General features: G+C 41.7%; 24 protein-coding genes. 15 read left to right on the forward strand and 9 right to left on the reverse strand.

Annotated features, from left to right (window positions below):
• Positions 1-88: 88 nt before the first annotated feature.
• Positions 89-871 carry a 4-hydroxy-tetrahydrodipicolinate reductase gene (locus A11Q_RS06250; RefSeq protein WP_015469950.1) on the forward strand — a complete coding sequence of 261 codons (783 nt, stop codon included), beginning with the start codon at positions 89-91 and terminating at the stop codon, positions 869-871.
• Between the two features lie 33 nt (positions 872-904).
• Here A11Q_RS06250 and A11Q_RS13500 read toward each other — a convergent pair whose 3' ends face one another.
• The 5 genes from A11Q_RS13500 to trhO form a co-directional block, all read right to left on the reverse strand.
• Complete coding sequence (locus A11Q_RS13500) at positions 905-1,576, reverse strand: phosphatase PAP2 family protein (RefSeq protein WP_015469951.1); 672 nt, start codon at positions 1,574-1,576, stop codon at positions 905-907.
• A 117-nt stretch (positions 1,577-1,693) separates the two neighbouring features.
• Complete coding sequence (locus A11Q_RS06260) at positions 1,694-3,034, reverse strand: hypothetical protein (protein ID WP_015469952.1); 1,341 nt, start codon at positions 3,032-3,034, stop codon at positions 1,694-1,696.
• Positions 3,035-3,202: 168 nt separating this feature from the next.
• The gene (gene lysC, locus A11Q_RS06265) at positions 3,203-4,561 is read right to left on the reverse strand and encodes a lysine-sensitive aspartokinase 3 (RefSeq protein ID WP_015469953.1); all 1,359 of its coding nucleotides are present in this window, start codon (positions 4,559-4,561) and stop codon (positions 3,203-3,205) included.
• A 19-nt stretch (positions 4,562-4,580) separates the two neighbouring features.
• On the reverse strand, positions 4,581-5,843 hold the full coding sequence (locus A11Q_RS06270) for a Y-family DNA polymerase (RefSeq protein WP_015469954.1): 1,263 nt from the start codon (positions 5,841-5,843) through the stop codon (positions 4,581-4,583).
• A 79-nt stretch (positions 5,844-5,922) separates the two neighbouring features.
• Positions 5,923-6,894, reverse strand: coding sequence for an oxygen-dependent tRNA uridine(34) hydroxylase TrhO (trhO, locus tag A11Q_RS06275; protein ID WP_015469955.1), 972 nt, complete (start codon positions 6,892-6,894; stop codon positions 5,923-5,925).
• 132 nt (positions 6,895-7,026) lie between these two features.
• Between trhO and A11Q_RS06280 the strand changes: the two genes are divergently transcribed.
• From A11Q_RS06280 to A11Q_RS13695, 12 genes are all read left to right on the forward strand, one after another.
• Complete coding sequence (locus A11Q_RS06280; RefSeq protein WP_015469956.1) at positions 7,027-8,658, forward strand: peptide chain release factor 3; 1,632 nt, start codon at positions 7,027-7,029, stop codon at positions 8,656-8,658.
• Positions 8,659-8,674: 16 nt separating this feature from the next.
• Entirely contained in the window at positions 8,675-9,541 is an 867-nt protein-coding gene (locus tag A11Q_RS06285) for an ABC transporter ATP-binding protein (RefSeq protein ID WP_015469957.1), read from the forward strand.
• 11 nt (positions 9,542-9,552) lie between these two features.
• Positions 9,553-10,338 carry an ABC transporter permease gene (locus A11Q_RS06290; protein WP_235044646.1) on the forward strand — a complete coding sequence of 262 codons (786 nt, stop codon included), beginning with the start codon at positions 9,553-9,555 and terminating at the stop codon, positions 10,336-10,338.
• Positions 10,339-10,380: 42 nt separating this feature from the next.
• Positions 10,381-11,730: a signal recognition particle protein gene (gene ffh, locus A11Q_RS06295; protein WP_015469959.1), complete on the forward strand. Its 1,350-nt coding sequence runs from the start codon at positions 10,381-10,383 to the stop codon at positions 11,728-11,730.
• 144 nt (positions 11,731-11,874) lie between these two features.
• Entirely contained in the window at positions 11,875-12,168 is a 294-nt protein-coding gene (rpsP, locus tag A11Q_RS06300; RefSeq protein ID WP_015469960.1) for a 30S ribosomal protein S16, read from the forward strand.
• 120 nt (positions 12,169-12,288) lie between these two features.
• The gene (locus A11Q_RS06305; RefSeq protein ID WP_015469961.1) at positions 12,289-12,528 is read left to right on the forward strand and encodes a KH domain-containing protein; all 240 of its coding nucleotides are present in this window, start codon (positions 12,289-12,291) and stop codon (positions 12,526-12,528) included.
• A 72-nt stretch (positions 12,529-12,600) separates the two neighbouring features.
• The gene (gene rimM, locus A11Q_RS06310) at positions 12,601-13,137 is read left to right on the forward strand and encodes a ribosome maturation factor RimM (RefSeq protein ID WP_015469962.1); all 537 of its coding nucleotides are present in this window, start codon (positions 12,601-12,603) and stop codon (positions 13,135-13,137) included.
• Positions 13,130-13,858, forward strand: a complete 729-nt coding sequence (trmD, locus tag A11Q_RS06315; RefSeq protein ID WP_015469963.1) for a tRNA (guanosine(37)-N1)-methyltransferase TrmD — start codon at positions 13,130-13,132, stop codon at positions 13,856-13,858. The genes rimM and trmD overlap by 8 nt, the downstream gene beginning before the upstream one ends.
• On the forward strand, positions 13,848-14,417 hold the full coding sequence (locus tag A11Q_RS06320) for an RNA methyltransferase (RefSeq protein ID WP_015469964.1): 570 nt from the start codon (positions 13,848-13,850) through the stop codon (positions 14,415-14,417). The genes trmD and A11Q_RS06320 overlap by 11 nt, the downstream gene beginning before the upstream one ends.
• Positions 14,418-14,478: 61 nt before the next feature.
• On the forward strand, positions 14,479-14,916 hold the full coding sequence (rplS, locus tag A11Q_RS06325; RefSeq protein WP_015469965.1) for a 50S ribosomal protein L19: 438 nt from the start codon (positions 14,479-14,481) through the stop codon (positions 14,914-14,916).
• Between the two features lie 11 nt (positions 14,917-14,927).
• On the forward strand, positions 14,928-15,542 hold the full coding sequence (locus A11Q_RS06330; RefSeq protein ID WP_148284953.1) for a ribonuclease HII: 615 nt from the start codon (positions 14,928-14,930) through the stop codon (positions 15,540-15,542).
• Positions 15,427-15,876: a YraN family protein gene (locus tag A11Q_RS13695; protein ID WP_083860489.1), complete on the forward strand. Its 450-nt coding sequence runs from the start codon at positions 15,427-15,429 to the stop codon at positions 15,874-15,876. The genes A11Q_RS06330 and A11Q_RS13695 overlap by 116 nt, the downstream gene beginning before the upstream one ends.
• 12 nt (positions 15,877-15,888) lie before the next feature.
• On the opposite strand, the gene A11Q_RS06340 is transcribed toward A11Q_RS13695, so the two are convergent.
• Both A11Q_RS06340 and A11Q_RS06345 read right to left on the reverse strand, forming a co-directional pair.
• Entirely contained in the window at positions 15,889-16,731 is an 843-nt protein-coding gene (locus tag A11Q_RS06340; protein ID WP_015469967.1) for a hypothetical protein, read from the reverse strand.
• Positions 16,732-16,808: 77 nt separating this feature from the next.
• Entirely contained in the window at positions 16,809-19,109 is a 2,301-nt protein-coding gene (locus A11Q_RS06345) for an LPS-assembly protein LptD (protein ID WP_158320357.1), read from the reverse strand.
• Positions 19,110-19,288: 179 nt separating this feature from the next.
• On the opposite strand from A11Q_RS06345, the gene A11Q_RS06350 reads away from it, so the two are divergent.
• Positions 19,289-19,600, forward strand: a complete 312-nt coding sequence (locus tag A11Q_RS06350; protein ID WP_015469969.1) for a hypothetical protein — start codon at positions 19,289-19,291, stop codon at positions 19,598-19,600.
• Here A11Q_RS06350 and A11Q_RS06355 read toward each other — a convergent pair.
• Positions 19,587-20,627 carry a coiled-coil domain-containing protein gene (locus A11Q_RS06355; RefSeq protein WP_015469970.1) on the reverse strand — a complete coding sequence of 347 codons (1,041 nt, stop codon included), beginning with the start codon at positions 20,625-20,627 and terminating at the stop codon, positions 19,587-19,589. The two genes, A11Q_RS06350 and A11Q_RS06355, sit on opposite strands and share 14 nt — an antisense overlap.
• 145 nt (positions 20,628-20,772) lie before the next feature.
• Between A11Q_RS06355 and A11Q_RS06360 the strand changes: the two genes are divergently transcribed.
• Positions 20,773-21,315, forward strand: a complete 543-nt coding sequence (locus A11Q_RS06360; RefSeq protein ID WP_015469971.1) for a hypothetical protein — start codon at positions 20,773-20,775, stop codon at positions 21,313-21,315.
• Between the two features lie 39 nt (positions 21,316-21,354).
• Here A11Q_RS06360 and A11Q_RS06365 read toward each other — a convergent pair whose 3' ends face one another.
• Positions 21,355-22,518 (reverse strand): vitamin K epoxide reductase/DsbA family protein, encoded by a 1,164-nt coding sequence (locus tag A11Q_RS06365; RefSeq protein ID WP_015469972.1) that lies wholly within the window; start codon positions 22,516-22,518, stop codon positions 21,355-21,357.
• Positions 22,519-22,570: the final 52 nt, after the last annotated feature.

Here is a 22,570-nt window from a genome sequence, read left to right on the forward strand (position 1 = left end):
GAATTTTTAGCGACGCACGGGTTGACCGCCATACCTATATTTTCAATATTGAAAATGAGCATATAAAATCAAGAGGAGATCTTCTAGGATGGCTATCAAAATAGGATTATTTGGATTTGGTCGCACTGGTTCAGCAGTTGCGAAGGAAATAGTATCAGATGAAAATTTCTCTTTAGAGTGGGTTTGTCGTAAAACTATTCAACCTAATTCGAATTATGCCAGCCACAGTTTAGGTTTTGATCAGAGCTTTGCTCCATTTGTTGCTTATGAAAATTTAACAGCTGATTTTCTTAAAAAGAATCCAGTGGATATTGTGATTGATTTTTCTTCAACTACAGCATGTCAGATATACGAGATGCTGGTTGAGCATGGGATTCGTGTTGTCACCGCAATATCTAAGTATTCACCTGAGGATTTAAAGCTGCTAGAGCGTGCCAGCTTAAAAGGGTCGATTCTATATTCTCCGAATATAACTTTAGGTATTAATTGGCTGATGATTGCTTCCAAGATTTTAAAAAAAATCGTGCCCCATGCAGATATAGAAATCGTAGAAGAGCACTTCAGAAGTAAAAGTGAAGTTTCGGGAACAGCATTAAGACTGGCTGACCATTTAGAACTAGAACCACGTAAACACGTTAACTCTATCCGTGTGGGTGGTATTGTGGGTCGCCACGAAGTGATCTTTGGTCTTCCGAATCAGACCATTCGTCTTTCACATGAAAGTATAAATCGTGCAGCTTTTGGTGCAGGAGCTATCTTTGCTAGCAAATGGCTTCATAATAAACCAGAGGGATTTTACACCATGGAACAAGCCATTCACGAAAAATTCATCACGCAATTAGGTGATTTGAAATTTGAAGCAGGGGCCTAATATAACCCAATAGAAACTGGACCGATGTTTTTCTTAAGGCTTCTGAAGATCTTTCGGCGGCCAGATATGATAAATCCACAGTGTTGTTAAATATCCAATAGCCGCTCCACCAACAGTGTCGCTGAAAAAATGCTGATGAATCGTCACACGTGTAAAAGCGAAAAAAGCCGCTATCAATAAAAATACAAATCTATAACGAGGCCAAATCAATAATGCCGTTGTCGCTGCTGTAAAGAGCACCTGAGAGTGTCCTGAAGGGAATGACTGCCAATGGTGATGGAAGTTTAGTGGATCGAAACTCAGCGGGTTAAAGCTGTCTGAGGCGTGGGGGCGCAAGCGACCGAATCCAAATTTACCTAAGTGTAAAAAAAGTCCGCACAGCAGAAGAGCTTTTAGAAGAAAGAAGGACCAGTATTTGATAACTTCATTACGTGCAGCCGATAGTTTCTGACGTAAAAAAGAAATACGTGGGTAAAGTAAAGTCGTAAAGAGGATGCCGACAATTGAAATTACAAAATAATGGACGCTATTGCCAACTTCTGTGATCTCGCGACTATAATAGTAAACAGTTTGCATGGACTCGCGCGAGAAAAACAGCGCTAAAAACTGATCTAGTTGGTAAGCTCCGATTGCAACTGTAACTATAGCTAACGCTAAAATAATAACAGTATGAATAATCAGCTTTCGGCGGTCAGAAAAGTGCATACATTATTTATTCACTATTTTTCGCCGAAATGCAAAGATCAATCAAATAGAGCCAATCAAACAGAGCAATTAACTGCGGGCTGTTATTCAATCGCAGAATGATAACAGCCCACGTTTCTAGCGAGTTGTTGAATTGTCTTCGTCACCATTGATGGCGAAGAAATACTTAGGGCTAGATCTGATGATTTCCTGATATGAAGTTTTGTATCCCTCACGTGCCCATCTCACGATAGCGCGAGTGAGGTAGTTGTCTTCTTCGCTGGCAAAATAGGATTCTTTTGCATAGGAGAAGATATCTAGGTTTAAGGTTCCGTTAGGATCAGCTGCGGTTTTTTTGCGCGAAAACAACATATCTGTGTAGTAAGCGTAAGGAACGCAGCTACCTAGGAAAAGAATTTGGTAGTTAGGATTAAAGCGGAACTTGAATCCACGTAAGCGTTCGATAGCTTCAAGATCTAAATTTTTACCGATACCAGAGTGGCCACTGTAAACCACAATTGATTCATTAGCTAAAGCTTCACGCAAGAAAATATGGAAAGCACGGCTGTTGTGGTAAAGACCAGTATCAGACAATACTAGACGAATACGTACGTTTGCTTGCGCACCTGAAAGATTCATTTCAACGACATGCGGAACAAACTGATCACGAGCGGTGAAAATCGTTTTGATTTGATCTTGTGTCCAAACAGTTTCTGTAAAACCTAAGCTTTTTAGGAAATTTCTTTGTTTGTTGTAAGAGATAATACCCCAGTCTTGATTTCCCTCTGGAGCCCAGCTTGCATTTCCGTAGTTGGCAAAACCGAATAGCATTGTCATTTTGATATTGCGATCACCATCCACTAGTTTTGCGTATTCAGGGAAAGTCATCGTGGTGTTCGGGATAATTTTTAAAGGTACTGTCAGTTTGAAATATTCTTGATCTTCTTTTAGTGGGCAGCCTGCTTTAGATGGATCCCAGTGATACCAAAAGTTCGAGTCAGCAACACCTTTTGAGTCGTGGCACAGGTTGCGTGCTTGTGTGAAAATCTTTTTGGGATTGTATGGTAATGTGAATGTGTACTGATGAGTGTTTAATGCAAAAACACCTTTTGTGTTGAGGCGATATTTAACAACCCATTTATTTGCGCCTTCTTTTTTTGTTTCTGTAATGTTGAAATCCCATTTTGGATAAAGAGCTGCCGCTTGAGTTTCGCTAGAGCGCATAAGACCTAGCATGTAGCGCATTTGACTGCGAATTTGCGAATCGACCTGTGAGCGAGTAGGTGCTGAAGCTTGTTCTAGGATCACAGTCGAATCTAATGTGAATTCAGCTTCTGTATTGTCATATCCATAATGTTCATAAAGCTCCGGACTGCCAGCAGTTCTTGCGAAGATATCATCGACGTTTTGAGCTTCAGCGTATTTGAATGAAAATAAGAACAGAGCAAGTGACATTAAATAGATAGCAGCAGGTCTCATGGGTAGCCTTTCTGTTAATACGGATGAGGTATTTTTAAAGCATCTGTGGCTTTTTTGCAAAAAAACCACAGGCTGTCCGCACTTGCAGGAAGGGATTTGGCTGAAAAGCCATTAGATAGATCTGAGTCTTTGAAGCCTATACTTTTTAGTGTACAGAGTTTAGTCAGTCTATGTGATGAACTGGCGATGAAGTTTCTGAATCACTTCTGCGCCTTTGGCCTCATCGACTAGAAAACAGAAGTTGTGGCGGCTGGCACCATAACAAATCATGCGCACGTTAACATCTGTGATCACTTCAAAAATCTTCATGGCTAGGCCAGGAGTGTGGTTGATATTGTTTCCAATCAAGGAAACTAAGGACAAGTTTTTTTCAACTTGAACATCAGCTACTTTCCCCAGCTCTTCTAAGAGTGATTTGTTTAGCGAGTCGGCATTATCCAAGGTGACGGAAACACTGATCTCGGACGTGGTGATCGCATCAATTGAAATTTTGTGATCATTGAAGATTTTAAAAATCTGGAAAAGAAAACCATGAGTGTGAAGCATTTCGGGAGTGCTTACTGTTACCAGTGTTTGGTTTTTTCTAAGAGCCATGGCGCGAATCAAAGGGGAATTTTTAACTTCCTTGCGTACCCAAGTGCCAGCTTTTTGTGGTTCAAAGCTCGAGGCAACTAAAACGGGAATGTGGCTGCGAATAGCCGGCAGCAAGGTAGCTGGATGAAGGACTTTCGCTCCAAAAGTTGCCAGCTCGGACATTTCTTTGAATGAAATTTCATCGATGACAACAGCGTCTGGGCAGATGCGAGGGTCCGTTGTGGCTACACCAGCAACATCCGTCCATATTTCAAGAGTATTGGCAGAAATACCTTCAGCGAATAAAGCTGCTGAGTAATCACTGCCTCCGCGACCCAAAGTGGTCGTTGATCCATTTAAAGTCTGTCCAATAAAACCTTGTGTGACGTAGACAGTTTCGCCTTTGATGCAATCTTGTAGGTTCTCTTTGCAAAGTTGGATGATCTTATCAAAAAGTGGTTTGGCTTTTCCAAATTGCTCATCTGTCTTAATAACAGTGCGTGCATCCAATAGGCCTACTTTGGTTTTGTGGTTTTGTTTTTTGAAAACTTGGCGAAGTGCCACGACAAATAAGGCTGATGACATGCGTTCGCCAAGACTCATCAGGACGTCTTTTGCTTTTGCCGAACAGTCTCTCAGTAAGAAAATACCACGGGCTATCGAATCTAATTCTGAAAAAAGCTCTTGCAGGTGAGTTGTTGTTTGCTCGTCGGCGGAAAGCTCTTTTGCGATTTGAGTGTGTCTTTCTGTGATCTTTTTCAGAAGAGCTTCAACTTCAGTGAGCTGACCTTTTTCGGCTAAGTCTCCTAGTAAAATCAGATCATTTGTTGTGCCGGATGTGGCTGAAACGACAATGATATTACTTTTTCTTTGCAAAGAGACATCTGAGCTTCTTAACATACAGTTGGCATCGGCCATTGATGTTCCACCGAATTTAGATACGACTAACGACATAGGTCACCTCGATAGAAAATTATGTAATAAGCCTTTTTTGATGTCCAAGACTATTTTTATCTGAGTCAGAAGCTTCTTCTAGTTCGTCACTGAGTTTAGGGACGTGGTTAAATGAAATTCGAGTTTTTGCACTACCCAGTACAGATTTAGTGCTGGCCATAAAAAGGGTGTTAGGGCCAAATCGCGTGTTAATGCTGTCCAGAGCTTGATTCAGCACTTCTTTGCGTGGGTTATCGAATAGCGACATCTGTGCGGGGCCACTGGTGAGCGCGGAAAGAACAACGGCCACTTTCATCGGTTTGAAACGCGGAGGAAGATTCCAAAGCTTTTGTAACTGTTGTGTTAGAAAGTAGCTGTCGCTGCAACTTGAAAAATGCACCGTGTTTTCAAAGCGTTCGCCCTGCGTGGACTTCACATAAACGCTGAGGCGCTCGCATTGCATTTTATCGTCTCGCAGTCGTGTAGCTGCTTTCATTAAGAGCTTAAAGGCAATATCGTAGGCCTTAGAGCTGTCTCGTAGATTTGGTGGAAGTACATGTTGGTGACTCAGTGAAGCTTGCTCGGGATTTTTATTGTAGGGGATATCTTCTCCGGAAAGTTCGCGGGCCACACGTAGACCCCAGATACTTCCCCAGTGCTTTCGTAGTTGTTGCTCGGGAGTATCTAAAAAATCAGATATTTTGAAATAGCCTTGAGCATTGAGCTTGGGTTTCATGCGGCGACCGACTCCAGGTAAGTCCTCTATGGGGAGGGGGCCGATTTTAGAGCGGATTTCGTGACTGTCCACAATGACCAGTCCGTCAGGTTTCATCATGTCAGAGGCCATCTTAGCGATTAAAATATTGGGACCAATCCCCACGGAGCTTTTGATCTGGCAGCCGACCTTATGGCGAACGTGGTCTTTCATTTGTTGTGCGATTTTTCGAGCGGTGACTGCGTCACGCTCTTTACCAATCAATTCGCAGGCGACTTCGTCTATGGACAAAACCTTTTTAATAGGAAGAACTTCTTCGATGGCGGCGAGTATGCGGTGGTGATACTCGGTGTAGAGGCGATGGTTGCCGACTTTCAAAACCAGATTGGGGCACATGCGTTTGGCATCACCAACGCGAGTATTGGTTTTTATACCGAACTTTTTGGCCTCATAGCTGGCGGCAATCACTGAGGTTGTATCGGTCATGCTGGGAATAACGGCTACGGGGCGACCTCGCAAAGAGGGATCTTCTTGTTGCTCGCAAGAAGCGAAGAAAGAATTAAGATCAAAAAGAAGCCATTTTAACATGGCTTATATTTACATATAATTTACACATTAACAAGAAAAGAAAAAGAGCCCGACCTCTGTGGTGTAAGGCTCGTTTTGTTTACCACTCTTCCGATTCGAAAGGCAGCTCTTGTCTTTCGGCTTTGCGCTCGGGATGTAGTTCGTAGTGATGGGCACAATTTTTCGAGCAGGTGTCTTGTTTGAAAGGAATTTCTGAGCAGTCTTCGCAAATCAAAGCGTGAGTGTCGCAGCGTTTACAATCAATTTCTGTTTTACCGGGTTGGCCGCAGTGAGGACACAGTTTGTATTGAGTCGAAGGTTGAAGCTCTTGGTCCACAGCGACGCGATGATCGAAGACAAAACATTCTCCCTCGAACTGATCGTTCGGATATTCCTTCAAGTAATTTAAAATCCCACCATAAAGCTGGTAGACGTTTTCATATCCTTGTTTTTGCACTTCCAAGATGCCTTTTTCGCAGCGAATACCGCCCGTACAAAAAATCAAAATCTTTTTGTCTTTTGGGATGTTTTTGCTTTCTAAATACTCTGGGAACTCTGTGAATTTATCGGTCATAGGGTTTAAAGAGCCCTTGAATGTTCCAATTTTAGTTTCATACCAGTTGCGCGTATCGATGATCACATGGTCTTCATTTTTCATCACTTGATTCCACTCGGTCGGCGAAAGGTGATGATTCTTGCCTTCCATATCGTAAGGAACTAAAGAGGTGTCGCCAAGAGTAACGATTTCCTTGCGAATTTTGACACGGAAACGTCTAAATGGACGTACATCAGATACAGAGTCTTTAAAGAAAAGATCGGGAACCTTAAAGTAATCGCGAATGCCCTGTTTGTAATCTTCCATACTTTCAGGAGTTTTGGCACAAACTGTAGCGTTGAAGCCTTCGGTACCGATAATGATGAGTCCGCGAACATCAAGTTTTTGAGCTAACTCTTCCAGATAAGCTTTTGTTTTCTCGGGATCGGCGTCCTTCTGGAACTTATAAAATGTACTGATAAAATAGACTGCTTTTTCAGCAGAATCAGACTGCGTATTGTCGTGATCACGTGACATGGTAACCCCTTTCAGTTGTCAGCCGGTGGCTCCAAACCACCATGAGCTAATTGAGATCGCGGGCAGATTAAGTAAAAAAAGAAGCGCGGTCAAGGCTTGTACTGACCCCTGAAAAAAGATACAAAAGAACCTATGTCAAATTCAACCAATGCAACTGCCAATTTGGCTGTGCCAGCTGTGCAGAAAGAAATCGAACGTCGTCGTACGTTTGCTATTATCTCCCATCCGGATGCGGGAAAAACAACACTAACAGAAAAGTTACTTTTTCATGGTGGTGTGATCCATGAAACGGGTGAAGTTAAAGGAAAATCAGGAACGAAAGCTGTGACCTCTGATTGGATGGAGCTTGAGCGCCAAAAGGGGATTTCGATCACTTCATCTGTGATGACTTTCGACTATAATGATCTCCGTATTAATTTGTTGGATACTCCGGGCCATAAAGACTTCTCGGAAGATACGTATCGTGTATTGATGGCGGTTGAAAGTGCCTGCATGTTGATTGACGTTGCCAAGGGTGTGGAAGATCGTACGAAAAAACTTTACGATGTCTGTCGCTACCGCAATATTCCGATTTTCACATTTGTGAATAAGCTCGATCGTGAAGGTAAAGACCCATTGACCTTAATTGATGAAATTGAAAAAACCTTGAATATGCAGTGTTATCCTGTGACATGGCCTCTGGGAATTGGTCAGCGCTTCAAAGGTATTTACAATCGCTTAAATAAGAAAGTCTATTTCTACGATCAAAGACGTGAAGATGACTTAGCCGTAGAAGTTTATGACTTCTCGGGGCCTCAGGATCCGATTCTAGAAAAATACTTAGACCATGAAAGTTTGCAACAGGTTCGTGACGAATTAGAACTGATTGAAAGCGCGTTGCCACCATTTGATGTGAATGACTTTTTAACGGGCAAGCTGTCTCCGGTGACATTTGGTTCTGCAAAACAAAATTTTGGGGTCGACACATTCCTTCAGTTCTTTACGCAGTTTGCACCAGGGCCAAAAGCTCGTCCTACAAAAAAAGGAACGGAAGTGAATCCGCTTTCGGCATTCTTTTCGGGATTTGTTTTTAAAATTCAGGCGAATATGGATAAGCGCCACCGCGATCGCATCGCCTTTGTGCGCATTTGTTCCGGAAAATTTGAACGTGGTATGAAAGTCAACCATGCACGGCTTGAGCGTGAATTCCGTTTGTCGTATTCAAGTCAGTTCGTCGCTGCCGATAAAGAGACTGTGGACGAGGCTTATGCCGGAGACATCGTCGGCGTAGCCGATACAGGCAATTTTGCAATTGGGGACTGCCTGTCAACCCAAGGCTATGTGACATTTGAGGATATTCCTAAATTTGCTCCAGAGTTATTTGCAAAGTTATCTGTCCGTGATGCTTTAAAAAGAACGAAATTAAATGAAGCTCTTATGCATCTTTCGGAAGAAGGAGCCATTCAGTTGTTCTTTGATCCTATTATTGGAAATCAAGAGACCATCATTGGTGCGGTAGGGGAACTGCAATTTGAAGTTTTAGTCCATCGTTTGCAAGATGAGTATAATCTGGAAGTGAAGCTGACCCGTTTGCCATTCAGTGTGGCCCGTTGGCCAAGAACGGAAGATGGTAAGCCTTTAAGTCAGCTAAAGGGCAACTTCCAAATGTTCCGTGATGTTATTGATCAACCTGTTCTGTTATTAAATCAAGAATGGGATTTGAATTGGGCGCAGAAAGAAAATCCGGACGTGGTTTTTGCTTCTAGTATTTCTCGGGCCCGTTAAAGTTTAGGTGAGTGTAATGAAAGCTCTTGAAGTTAGAGATCTTAAAAAAACCTATAAAGACAAAGTTGCTGGTAAAGCAGTTGAGGCACTAAAAGGTGTTTCGTTTTCTATCGAGGCCGGCTCCATCTTTGGTCTTCTGGGTCCCAATGGGGCTGGTAAGACTACATTGATTTCGTCGATCATCACACTCGAGAAGCCCACATCCGGAGAACTATTTGTCTTCGGAGACAGTGTTTTAAAACAGCCATTAAAAACCAAGATGAATGTGGGTGTGGTTCACCAAGAAGTGATCAACACGGGCTTTTTTACTATTGAGGAAATTTTAGGATTTCAATCCGGTTATTATGGAATCCTAAAAAACAAAGAGCGCTGTGATTATTTGATGCAGAAGCTATCTCTTTGGGAACATCGTCGTAAAAAGGTAAAACAATTATCTGGGGGCATGAAACGTCGCTTGATGATTGCGAAGGCGCTCGTACATTCGCCTAAGCTTTTGTTGTTAGATGAACCCACAGCAGGTGTGGATGTCAGTTTAAGAGAGTCTCTGTGGGATTTTGTGCATGAGCTTAAGGCTGAGGGTATTTCAATTCTACTGACGACCCATTACCTTGAAGAAGCTGAAAGAATGTGTGATCGCGTGGCGATCATCAATAAAGGAACTGTACTTTTTAACGGGACTCCGCAGGATATGATTGCTGAATACTCTAATAAAAAGATGGTTCTGATGATGAAAAATGGTGAAGTTCGTGAGTTTATTGAATCGAACCGCCTAGGCATATCTGAATTGTTGATGAAACATCAAATCAATCTTTCTGATATTCAAGATATTAAAATTGAAGAAGGTCGTTTAGAAAATGCCTTTTCTAAAATGGTGGCACAGTAATGGGCGGCACAATGAGTACTTCTATGATTATTTTTTACACCCTAGTTAGAAGAGAAGTAAAACGCTTCTTCAAAGTGGTGATTCAAACAGTTGTGAGTCCCATAGTGAGTTCTTTTCTTTACCTTTTGGTATTTGGTGTTTCACTTGGGTCTAATGTTCAATTGGCCAGTGGTATTGATTACCTCAGCTTTTTAATCCCCGGCCTTATGGTTATGGGACTAATTAATAATGCCTTTCAGAACTCATCATCATCGGTGGTGACATCTAAGTTTTCAGGTGACTTAGAGGATATTCGCGTCGCACCTATTCCGAACTCATATATTATTTGGGCTATGGGATTGGGAGGAGTCTTCCGTGGAACACTGGTGGCCCTGATTATTGGCGCCGTGGGTATTTTGTTTCATTACATGCAGTTGCACACATGGCTTCATGTGGAGCATCCCTTCTGGTTGATCTACTTTTTTCTAGTAGGTGGTTTTATTTTTTCATTTATCGGAATTTTTATTGCTGTATTGGCAAATTCTTTTGATCAGCTCAGTGCTTTCAGTACTTTTATTCTGCTGCCATTGACTTATTTGGGAGGAGTTTTTATCTCAATCCAAACTCTGCACCCTATATGGCAAGCGGTTTCTAAGATGAATCCACTTTTCTATCTAATTAATGGGTTCCGTTATGCCATCATCGGACAGGCGGATGTGAGTCTAGAATCTGCCGTAGCCATTACGTTTGTGGGTGTATTGGTAACGTTTGTGATGGCGCAGTTTTCATTGCGTAGAGGTTCGTTTGCTCGTTGGTAAGTTATTATCAGATGTGTAAGCGGATGAGTTTAAGGAGATAAAATGTTTGAGAGTTTATCGGATAAAATTTTAGGTTCTGTAAAAAAACTCAGAGGTCAGGCGACGATATCGGAATCGAATATCGAAGAGGCAATTAAAGAGATTCGCATGAGTCTTTTAGAGGCTGACGTAAACTTTAAAGTGGTTAAAAACTTCATTGATCGCGTGAAAGCTAAAGCCATTGGTGCTGAAGTCATTAAGAATGTTAACCCCGGTCAAATGTTCACTAAAATCGTACACGATGAATTAGTGCAGACATTGGGTGGTGATAAAGTTGATGTGAATGTCCGTGAAAATCCATCGGTGATCATGATGGTGGGTTTGCAAGGTGCGGGTAAAACAACATCGACAGCGAAACTGGGATTGTATCTACGTCAAAAGTTAGGAAAAAAAGTAGGATTTGTGCCAGCCGATATCTATCGTCCGGCAGCGATTGAGCAACTTCAAATTTTGGCCAAACAAAATGGATTCAGTTGTTTTTCTTCTACTACAGAAATGAAGCCAGAAGATATTTTAACACAGGCGTTGGCTTGGGCTAAAAAAGAAATGATTGATGTTCTGTTGTTGGATACTGCGGGTCGCTTGCAGATTGATGACGAGCTGATGAAAGAGTTGGAAGATCTAAAACAGGTGATCACTCCTACCGAAATTTTATTGGTTGCAGATGCGATGTTAGGTCAACAAGCCGTAAGCGTGGCTGAAACCTTCCATCAACGCCTTGGACTGACAGGGCTTGTGTTGACGAAGGTAGATGGTGATGCCCGCGGTGGAGCGGCTCTTTCGATTCGTGAAATGACGGGTATTCCTATTAAATTTATGGGGGTCGGAGAAAAAGTCTCTGCATTAGAGGTCTTCCATCCTGATCGCTTAGCTGGTCGTATCCTTGATATGGGTGATGTTCTTTCCTTGGTCGAGAAGGCTCAGGAAGTGATGGACCACCAAGAGGTCGAAAAATCAGCGAAAAGAATGATGAACAATGAGTTCACATTAACGGATTTCTTATCCCAAATTCAGCAATTGAAAAAAATGGGCGGCCTCGAGAGCATGTTGAAGTTTCTTCCGGGGATGGGTGAGATTTCAAAACAGATGAAAAATATGACCCCTCCGGACAGCGAAATGAAAAAGATTGAGGCCATTATCAACTCGATGACGATTCAAGAGCGTGAAGATCACAGGGTATTAAATGGCTCACGGCGTCAAAGAATTGCGGATGGAAGCGGAACTCGGGTTCAGGATGTGAACAAGCTCATCAAACAGTTCGAGGAAGCGAAAAAGATGATGTCTGGCATGATGAAGATGGGTTTGGGAAAAGCTATGAGGGGTGGAAAATCGCCTATGAAATTTCCTTTTTAAGTGAGGAAAAGATCTTTTCTGGCTTTTCTAGGCCTTTTTAAAGAAAATTATTTGAAATTAGAGCTAATTAGGTTATAAATCTTGTCTTTGCATTTTGTTTAAGTGCGATTTACAGATCGTTATAGTTATAAGGAAGGTATTCTCATGGTCGTTATTCGTCTAGCACGCGTTGGTAAGAAACATGATCCTGCGTACAGAATCACTGTTGCAGACTCTCGCAAGTATGTTACTGGTCGCTTCATTGAAGTTTTAGGCACTTACATTCCATCTCCAATGGGTAAACAACAAAAAGTTACCTTGAATGTTGAAAAAGCTAAAGACTGGTTAACAAAAGGTGCTCAGCCTTCAGATACAGTACGTCACGTATTGAAATTGGCTGGAGTTGAGACAAAGCCGTCTAAAAAACAAGTAAAAGCAGCTAAAGCTAAAAAAGCTTAGTTATCTGCTCATTACTGGCGATATTTGTTTTAAATAAATGAAATAAGATTTAAAATAATTGTTGTCAGTAATACCTGTTTTTTGCAAAAATACGCACAAGCAGATGCGGGAGTCGTATAAATGGACAATTTAAAAGAACTTGTTGAACATATGGCTAAATCTCTGGTGGATAAACCAGAAAATGTAGTTGTGGATGAAATCCCAGGTCAACAAACCACGTTACTAGCTCTAAAAGTAGATAAAGAAGACCTTGGTAAAGTCATCGGGAAACAAGGAAAAACAGCAGCGGCAATGAGAACTATCATCCGCGCGGCAGGAACTAAGCTGAATAAGCGCTACCACTTAGATATCGTTGAGTAGTTCCCTTTAAGATAAATACAAGATAAATAAAAAAGGAGCTTTTAGGGCTCCTTTTTTATTTTGGATTAGGTCATGGCAGAGTTGAATCAAAAAGAGTGTGTGCATGTTGGTAAAGTTATGGATGCCCATGGTATCCGTGGCGATCTATATATTCTTATTTTTTCTGGCGATGTTTCTTGGGGTAGTAAGTTGAAGCAATTGGCTTTAAAGCGCTCTGATGAACAGCAGTCTTTTGACATTCAAAAAGTTAAATCCTTCAAAAAAGGCTTTATTGTAAAACTAGCAGGCTTTGATGATCGCAATCGTGCCGAAGAGTTTAAAGGAGCCGAAGTGTGGGTTCCTGAGGACCTTTTCGTCGCTCAACAAGGCGAGTCTTTATATCTACGTGAAGTTTTGAATTTCACCGTCAAAGACGAGCATTTAGGGCCCATAGGACAAGTCGAATCCTTTTCATCAAACGGTATTCAGGATTTGTTAGTTGTGCAGGCGGCAGATAGCTCTGTCTACGAGATCCCATTTGTTGAAGATTTTGTTGTCGCGATTGATTATGAACAGCAGACAATTTTGATGTCGTTACCGGAAGGGCTTCTGGAGATCAATCGTGACTGAGCTTGAAGATCGCCGAGTTCAGCTCAAGATCATCACCCTGTTCCCAGAGCTCATTCGCAGCTATCTGGGCGATGCTCTTATTGCTAAGGCATTAAATAAAAACCTTCTTTCAATAGAGCTGATTCCTTTACGTGATTTTTCAGACAATAGTTACAAATCTGTGGACGAGGCACCATTCGGCGGTGGCGATGGGATGTTAATACGTGCCGATATTCTTGAAAAAGCTCTGCTGACTATTCTTGATAAGGCGAAAAATCAAAAGGTGATCTATTTTACGCCGCAAGGGAAGCTGTTCACTTCGGCTGAGGCACAGCAAATAGCGCAAGATCAGATGGGTGCCGACGAGATTATTTTGATCTGTGGTCGCTACGCAGGTGTGGATCAAAGATTTATTGATCAGTATGTGGATGAAGAGTGGTCTATTGGGGACTATGTTCTGTCTGGCGGAGAAATCCCGGCCTTGGTGGTGATTGAGGCGGTTTCTCGCTTTGTCCCTGGTGTTCTGGGGCAGTTGCAGTCGGCAGAAGAGGATTCTTTGCAAAACCAACTTTTAGAAGCTCCTCAATACACTCGTCCTCAAGTTTGGAATGAACAGAAGGTTCCAGACGTGCTGTTGTCAGGTGATCATAAAAAAATTAAAGAGTGGAAGCAGAAGATGGCTTTAGAAGTGACTCAGAAAAAAAGACCGGACTTATTGAAAAAGAGGAACAGTGAAACGTAAAGCACCATTGGCTGTGGCCCTACTTCATTATCCGACTAAAGATCGTGCTGGCGATTTGGTTGCCACGAACATCACCAATTTTGATATACATGATATTGCGCGCGCATGTCGTGTTTATGGTATTGATCGCTATTACATTGTTCACCCCACAAAAGAACAACTGATGTTTGTTGAGAGGGTCTTAGATCACTGGAATGTGGGCGAGGGGTCTAAGTTCAATCCTATGCGTAAAACGGCCTTAAGGGACGTCAGAACGGCTGAAAACCTACAAGCTGCTATGAAGGACTGGGGGCATGAAAATGCCCGTGTGGTGGTGACCAGCGCCCGTAGCCTTGAGGGACAAGAGCGTTTTAGCTTTCAGAGCTTCCGTGAAGTCCTAGAAACCGAAAATCAGCCCTATTTTCTTGTATTTGGGACAGGGTTTGGTTTGACGCAGGATTTCATGAAAACCTGCTATGGAGTTCTAGAACCGATCAAGGGAGCCTCGACTGATGACTATAGGCATCTCAGTGTTCGTTCGGCAGTGAGTATCTGTCTTGACCGACTCCTCGGGTCATGATAATTCATATTCTCTTTAAATAAGAAAGATTAATTTATTTAGGTAAAGTTAGGGATTGAACATGGCAAAAGCAAAAGCAACTAAAACAACAAAGGCTAGAACTAAAAAGACAACAGCATCTAGCTTTACAGGAAAAGAAACTAATCTTGTTAAACGTGTAACAACTAGAAAAGTAAGCCCTAAAATCGCGGCTTTCAGCCCTGGTGATACAGTAAATGTTTACGTTAAAGTTGTTGAAGGCGAAAAAGAGCGCGTTCAGTTGTACAAAGGCGTAGTAACTAAAATTCAAGGTCACGCACATAAAACTTTCACAGTTCGTAAGATCTCTGCAGGTGTTGGTGTTGAAAGAACTTTCCCATTCAGATCTCCAGCTATTGAATCAGTAGAATTAGTGAGTCACGGTAAAGTTCGTCGCGCTAAATTATACTACTTACGTGATCTTGATGGTAAAGCAGCTCGTATCGAATCTGAGCTTGCGACTCCAGACTCTGCTGAGTAGTTTCTTCAGAAGTGAACTTTTCGCTTCTTGATCCAAAAATAGACCTCAAGAATTTTCCGACTCCGTTTATCGGAGTCGATGAAGTGGGGCGCGGCTGTCTGGCCGGCCCTGTTGCAGCCGCCGCTGTTATCTTTAAATCTGAAATCGACACGGAAAAATATAAAGACTCAAAACTTCTTAAAGAAGAAGAACGTGAAGAACTTGCGCTCAGTATCCAGCAACATCATCTGGTCTGTGTGGGCTGGGCGAGTGTGGAAGAAATTGATAAGATCAATATCTTGCAAGCCAGCTTCCTTGCGATGAGACGTGCAATAGCAGGTCTTCAAATCACAGCAGGAAGTGTTCTCGTGGATGGACGGGACATCATTCCGAATTTGGAATCTTTTAAGCAACAGGCCATCATTCAAGGTGATAAAAAGGTAAGTCTAATTTCTGCAGCATCAATTGCGGCCAAAGTGGCTCGAGATCATTTGATGAAAGAGATTGCGCAGGATTTTAATGCTTACGGATTTGAAAAACACAAAGGATACGGAACTCCTTATCATCGTCAAAAAATTCAAGAGATGGGTCCGTGTAAGTGGCATCGTCAAAGCTTCGGCGGAGTCAAAGAATTCATCGTTAGATAAAAATCATATTCGTGGACATCGTGCTGAAGAGGCCGTCGCCAAACTTCTGAAGCAAAAGGGTTATGTCGTCTTTCGTAATATTAAAACTCAGATTGCCGAAATAGACGTATTAGCCATAAGTTCAAAAAAAATTTCTTTGATCGAAGTGAAGTCTTTAGATGATGAATGGCGCGTCTTTGAAAGAATATCGCCTCAGCAGCTTGATAAGTTACGTAGAAATTTAATGTTGTTTCAAGATTTTCAAAAAAGAAACCCCGAATTTGAGCTCGGGGTCTATATCGCGCTTGTGAATCAATTAAATCAAGTGCGGGTGATTGATGTCGCGATGGATTAGTATTACTTAGTTTTAGAATGCTACAGCCGCGCCGATACTTAAACGCAGTCCTGACATATCAACTTTCACTGCGCTTCCATCTTGATTACGTAGTTTTTGTCCGTTGATGATGGCACCGCCATTAACTACGACTGTAGGGTGATTGCCATCAACCGTCATATCGCCTGAAGTGACATACTCATACTGTCCACCGGCACGGATAATGATGTTCGGAGTGAAGTGGTAGTTGTAAAAAGCTCTGACTTTAAAAGCCATAGGTTGATCTTGCCAGTAAACGTCTTCTTGAACGCCATTAGCTGTTAAAACATTGTGGTAACGATATTTTAATGCATACCCAATACCACCGCCGAGTTCGAAACTGTTTTGATCATCAATTTCAAAAGCTAAATCGTAAAGAGCGAAAACCGATTCATACTCGAATGTATCTTGGATGAAAGTTGTTGTTGCAGTGACTTGAGTGTTATTAAGTTCTTGGAAAGAACGGGTGTATTCAAGGCCTAGGAAACCAGATCCTAGTCTCATGCCACCACCAACGGTGAAGCCATTCATTGACGAGAATGTTCCTTGAGATGCCGTCGTATTATTCCATAGCTGACGTGAGCGATAGTCATTTAGATCAGATGGGGAAACTAGACTGTATTCATAGCCACCCAATACGCGGAATGTAGGCGGTGCTGGCTTTACTTTTTCGATGATCACCTGTTTTTGAGGCTGTGGGGGGCGATTGACCGGTTGCTGTTGTGGCTGAGGAGCTGGTTGAGTGTTAGGAGGTCTTTGGGCTTGAGCCTGTGCTACAGATGAAGCCAAAACTAGCGCACCAATAACCGAGTAAAAACTAAACAAATTAATCTTCATAATAATCCTCTTTATAATCCTCGTTGGTTTGCCCCAGTATATAAATTGATCAAATAGAGCGTCAAGAAGGCTTTTCTTTAGTTAATGTTGAGCTCAGCCGGAGGGATGACTTTTGTTGGTTTTCCATCAAACGAGAAGTCGAAACTGATTTTCCATTCAGCCTCTAGACCGACTTTTTGTTCACGATAGAAGTTAACAGTCCAGCATTCCCCAGGTGGTTTAAGCTGAGTGATTAATGAGTATTTTTTCAATCTAGAAGTGCTACTTCTGTTCGGGCTCGCATCGAAAATAACTCCGGTCAGTAAATTGATATAATTAGAAACGAAGCCAATGGCAAACGAGATATCATCCTGTTTTGGTTCTTCAGTGCGTTTACTGCTTAATCCAATTTTGAAGTACTGCTGATCTTCATTTAGATAGCTTAGGGTTGTAAGTGTATTGGTTGCGGAAAGATAAGGATAGTAATTGGCTTGAGTGTAACTTTGTACATGATCAAAGTCTAAAACCAATGTGGCGGCAAGATCCGAAAGAGGCTGTTTATTACCAGTGGCATGTTGCAGATGGTAGAGGTCATAAGATTGAGTCAGGCGAAAATTTACCAAAGTTCTATAGGTGTTGTCTTCACGTTTTTTACGAACCAATCGATTGAGCAAAGAAAAAGAAATAATATGAAGGTTGTCTATGCGATCGTCATGATCGAAAAGAATTCCTCCTTGGTTATTCACATCGTTGTCTGAAATAATACTGCGTGAAGAGTAAGGAGTCTCGACAGTGGTTCCGAAAAAAGGATGATCATCTTTGTTAATCCAAGGTGTGGAGGAGTAAGTGATTTCAGGAATAATTTCGTTTTTATACTTCACACCTGTCTTGTCGTAATCCGAATCATAAATTCTAAAGAACTTAGTACGCGTACTGACTTCGAATTGTAAGTAACGTTTACTCGCAGTCTTGCTATCGCCTACAGGTAGAAAATAATCAATCTCGTTATAGGAAAGCTTCGGCATGATGTTAATGAAGTTACCGATGTTATAAGTATCAGTATTCAGAGTCGCTTTCATGATGAGGCGATTTCCCGTTCGGATGATGTCGTTGTAAGGATCATAGGCGCCATCGTAGACGGGCTGGCAGCCAGCCATGGCTGCATTTTCGCAGCGTGGATCAGCGTAGTTGTTGGTCACATAGCGCTGACCATTTAAAGTGCTCATGTCATCGTAAGCTCTGTCGCGAGCAAAGCTTGTGAAGTTGGAGCTAAAAGTCCAATACAGAGGAAGATCTTGAATTTTTTTAGTTGTACTATCGATGTGTATTTCAGGCAAACGATGTACCGCGGCTGTGTTGGAAGCTAGTGGGTCCGCCTGTAGTAGATTTCTGTAGTAAGCTGCTTCCACAGAGAATAAAGAGTGATCCCATGTTTTGGTGTAGCTAAACTTATTTTCTAGAGCCGAGTCTGAATAGTTGGTGAACTCTTCATAGAAATCTTTTGGATATTGCAAGTCACTGACAAGCATTAACTGTGCTTGAAAACGATTCGATCTATTGGGGCTGTACTGATGATAAGAGTTAAGGGCCCAACGGCTATAGGAAGATTCTCTATCGTCGGGGCTTCGGTAATTGTTATAGCGGGATTCGGAAGCAAATACCTTATCATTCAAGTAAGCGAACTTGGTGATTCCGTTCGAATCATCATTTAAAGCGTAGCGGTGTTCTACCATTGGTTTTAAGCCGCCGAGTTCGTAATTTTTAAAAGTAAACGTAGCGTCTTGCGATCGTGAAACGGCCCAAAAAAAACTTTGAGTCAAAACCAGATGACGATTGCGGCTGTAACTGATTTCTGGCGTGAGCAGACCGGATTGGCGTTCGGATTTGAGTGGAACCACTAAATAAGGTAGCCAAAACGCAGGAAGCCCAGCGACTTTTAAAAGACTGTTCTTAATGTAAGCGTAACCGCCAAGCTCGGCCTTAATTTTGCTGCCTTTGAAACTCCAAGTAGGGGGACAGTTTGAGCAAGTGGTGTAGTCTGCATTTTCAACATAGAACTCGGTATCATTTTGCTTTTCGATAACATCGCCTTGAAAGCGAATATTATTTGATTGGACATAGCCATAGTAAATCAAGGCCTGATTGGCTTCGTAATCAAGGATAATTTCTTTTCCACCTATTTGATAACTTGTGGACTGAACAAGAACATTCCCTTTTAAAAAAGCTTGCTTCTTTTTGAAATGAATTTCTACATCATCGGCTTCAAAGAACTGCGTGCCGTAGATGACTTTTACTTTGCCTTTGAGGTAGAGGATCTGGCTTTCGTTGTCTCGTTCCAGTTCGTCTGCGCTGATGATAAAACCCTGAATTTTAGCACTGGTGGGCGTAGAGGAACTCACGGACTGAGCCAAACTAAGGTCGAGCCTCAAAAAGCATAGGATAAAGAGCAGAAAAACAGAAATTTTCATCAGCTTTCAAAGCTTAACACCTGATCTATAAAAGTCACCACTTAGACTAAGGTACATTGATTAATTTTTTGATCTGCCGATAACGAAGTATCACAGGAAAGAGGGTGCTTATGCGCGCGCATTATTATGAAGTTGGTGATCTTATGGTTGTGGAAGTGAGTGGGCGTATCGAGCCAGATCAGAATAAGCCTTTTCGTGATGTATGTGAAAGAAAACTAAAGAAACGCAAGGTTGTTTTCTGTGTGGATAAGCTGAATTTTACAGCATCAGCTAATATTGCTACATTTTTTGAATCGATTCAGATGATAGAAGATGCACGTGTAGTAGGTCTTCAGTCAGATTTTCATAAGCTTTTAGACCTGAAGGGCATTACAGGTCTGAAAAAGTTTACTACACTTTCTGAAGCTCTTAACTTTGTTTAGTGCTGATTTCTTGGCTCAACTGAATGTTGAGTCTTTCTAGTCGTCCTAAGCGGTCAGTCGCTGTATTGAGCTCATCAATTTTTTTAGCGAACTGAGCCCGTGTTACTTCCAATTGATTTTCAGTATCTTTCAGGCGGCTTTGGCTAGTAACCAAAGCCTGTTTCATTTCACTTGTATTTTGCTCAAGGGAAATCAGACTAGCTTCTAAAGCTGCTTTTTTCTGTGTCATCTCGGCAATTGATTTTTGATCTTCTTCGTGAATGCGCTTGAAGCGGATCACTTCATTTTCAAAATAGTTTTTAAATTCAACGGCCTTCTTAAGGCGAGCGACTTCTTTGTGTGCGGAATCGTTCTGAGTTTGTAAATCTAAAATCTCTTTCGAGAACGAATGGATTTGTTCTTCATAAGTTTGAATCATGAGATTCTTTTCAACATTTAATGAATTGATTTCGTTTGTTTTTTGATGAAGTTGAAGATCTGTTTGGGCGCAATGTTCTTTGTATGTATTCATCAAGTTTTGGTGCGTAGCTTGAGTTTGTCCCAATTCTGTTTTTAGCATCAAAATTTGTCTTTTTAGGTCAACGATGAATGGTTTGACGACTTGCTGGATTTTGTCGTGAAACTTTGTGAATCTTTTGATCTCAGACAGTTGTGTTTTATTAATCTTTTCTAAAGATTCAATTTTGTCATTTAGTAGAGCTTGGCGAGTTTGAGCCGCAGCGCTTTCTTTTTCAAGAAGGTTGTTTTTCTCGGACAGAATGCGGTTTTGTTCGATATAGTTTTGTGTTTCAAAAAACAGTTTATTTTTCTCTTCGATGAGTTTTGTGTTTTCTGTTTCGAATAAAAGAAGTCGTCTGTAATTAAGTTTAAGCTTGTTTTGTAGCTCTTCGTTTTCTTTATGGAGCTCTTTCAAGATTAAAGAATTCGAGTTATGGAGGCTTGTTTCCGAAGCGATAACAGAATTGGCCATTTGGTGATGGTCGATAGGGGTGTCGATGATTTCCAAATCGTTGATTTCAAACTCCATAACTTCCTCCTGAAGTTGCAGTGGGGCCTTAGCTGCCCCTCATAGGTCTAGTTTGCCATAAAATAGTCTAGCTTGAATCATAATGGGATAAAACTGGACCTTTAGCTAGACTCATGTTCTGTGGGGTGTTGCCGATAAGTTAAGAATGGGAGAACCGGTTCTTAGGTCAAAACGTACGGCGGATATTGATGCTTCAGATTTGGGGCGTCCGAATACTATTCGCTATAATATTTTGACCTTAGTTATCAACGAGGACTATGAAAAAGCCATTCAAGGGCTGAAGCAGTTTTTAGATGATGGTTCTGAGTATCCCAATTTCCGCGCAAAAGTAGAGCGCTATGTTCTGCATGGGATTGATCTGATTTATGCCATTCGAACGAAACGGAACTTCCCCGGTTTGGCCTCTTTAACGCGAACAAAGCAACAAGAGCTAAAAGAGCGTTTTCGCGAGCACTTCAAAGAGTTAAAATTCGTTATGCGAAAAATTGAAGAGAGCATGGAAGAATTGCGATTAAAAGACGCGCGCTCAACCATTATGGTAGTGAGATCCATAGCGTTGGCTCTAACAATTGTATTTGCAGCAGGGTTGGTTTTAGATCTTTTCTATGGTCTTGGATCGACGATTGAAATCGTGGCTAACGAGTATATAGATAAGTCATTCTCTTTTATCTTAGATAAGTTTTTTTAGGCAAACTGATTTCTCAGCTTGCCTAAAACTCAATTTTTTCTAGTAAGCGGCAGCCGCTTTTAGAATATCAAGGAATTGCCCCCAAGGAAGCTTTTTACCATTCATAAAAATAGTAGGAGTCCCTTCAACCTGAGCGGCAGCACCTTCTTGTGCACTCTTTCTGATCGCTTCGTAAATTTCTGTTGAATCAGCACAAGCAGTCATCTCATCAGGTACAAGCCCGTACTCTTTTTGGAAAGTCGGTAAAAGCTTTGTTGCGTCGGTCAGATCGATAATATCGCGTTGGTTTTCAAACAGCCAATGGTGAACATCCCAGCCTTTTTTTGCAATTTTTTCTGCACATAAAGTGTAGGCGGCCATTAAGCAGCGCGAGCCATCACCCTTGAAGGAAACATTGTCGTTGCATGTGCCATCTAAAGGATAAGGTTTGTAAGTGAAATGGATATCGCTTTTTCCTTTTAGGAACACATCAATAGTTTGTGATGCCGTTTTACAGTGTGGACATTTGAAGTCTGCAAATTCTACCAATGTGATGCGTGGATTCTCTACTTGATTTGTTAGACCTACAGACGCATCAAATTTTTGCACAGGGCTAGCGTTCCATGCCGCTAATCTTTCAGGAATGCGTTTCTTGATTTCACTGATGCCATAATTATCTAAAATCATGCCATTTACTGCCCAAGTTAGCGCTGGGATGGCGGCTAGAGCAATCACATGAGCTTTGTATTCACCAAAATAAGAGCCCCACGAGAAATCACTAGAATCGAAGTCCTTAATGATGTTCCATCCTAAAATCAGATTGATTACCGAAAATACATAAGTCCCTGCGCAGAACGGGCATAAAACTCTGATAAAGATGGCTGAAACGATGGCCATAACTACAGAGGTTACTGCTGACAGAATTAGCATTCCACGTACAGTTTTTTGTAATTGAGCTGAACTGTCGATGAGGCCTACTCGATTCAAAAGTACGAATAGAAAAAGAATAACATGGAAAGCTGTTCCAAGAAGGGCGATAGGTAACCCTAGAACTTCAGCGAAAGAGCTGGTTGCAGCAGCATCACAGTTAAGGGCGCTACTGATCGCGCAGAGGGAATTTCCACCTAGACCTATCTTAAGAGCATAGTGATGAATCGTGAGGTAGATAAACAAGCCGATAGTTATAAGTAAGCTTACGAGTAGGAGGTTTGATTTTTTTGTCATACCTCAATGATTTTATTTTTTATAAATGAAATCAACAATTGTTTTAGCAAAA

The organism is Pseudobdellovibrio exovorus JSS, assembly GCF_000348725.1.
Classification (GTDB): Bacteria; Bdellovibrionota; Bdellovibrionia; order Bdellovibrionales; family Bdellovibrionaceae; genus Pseudobdellovibrio; species Pseudobdellovibrio exovorus.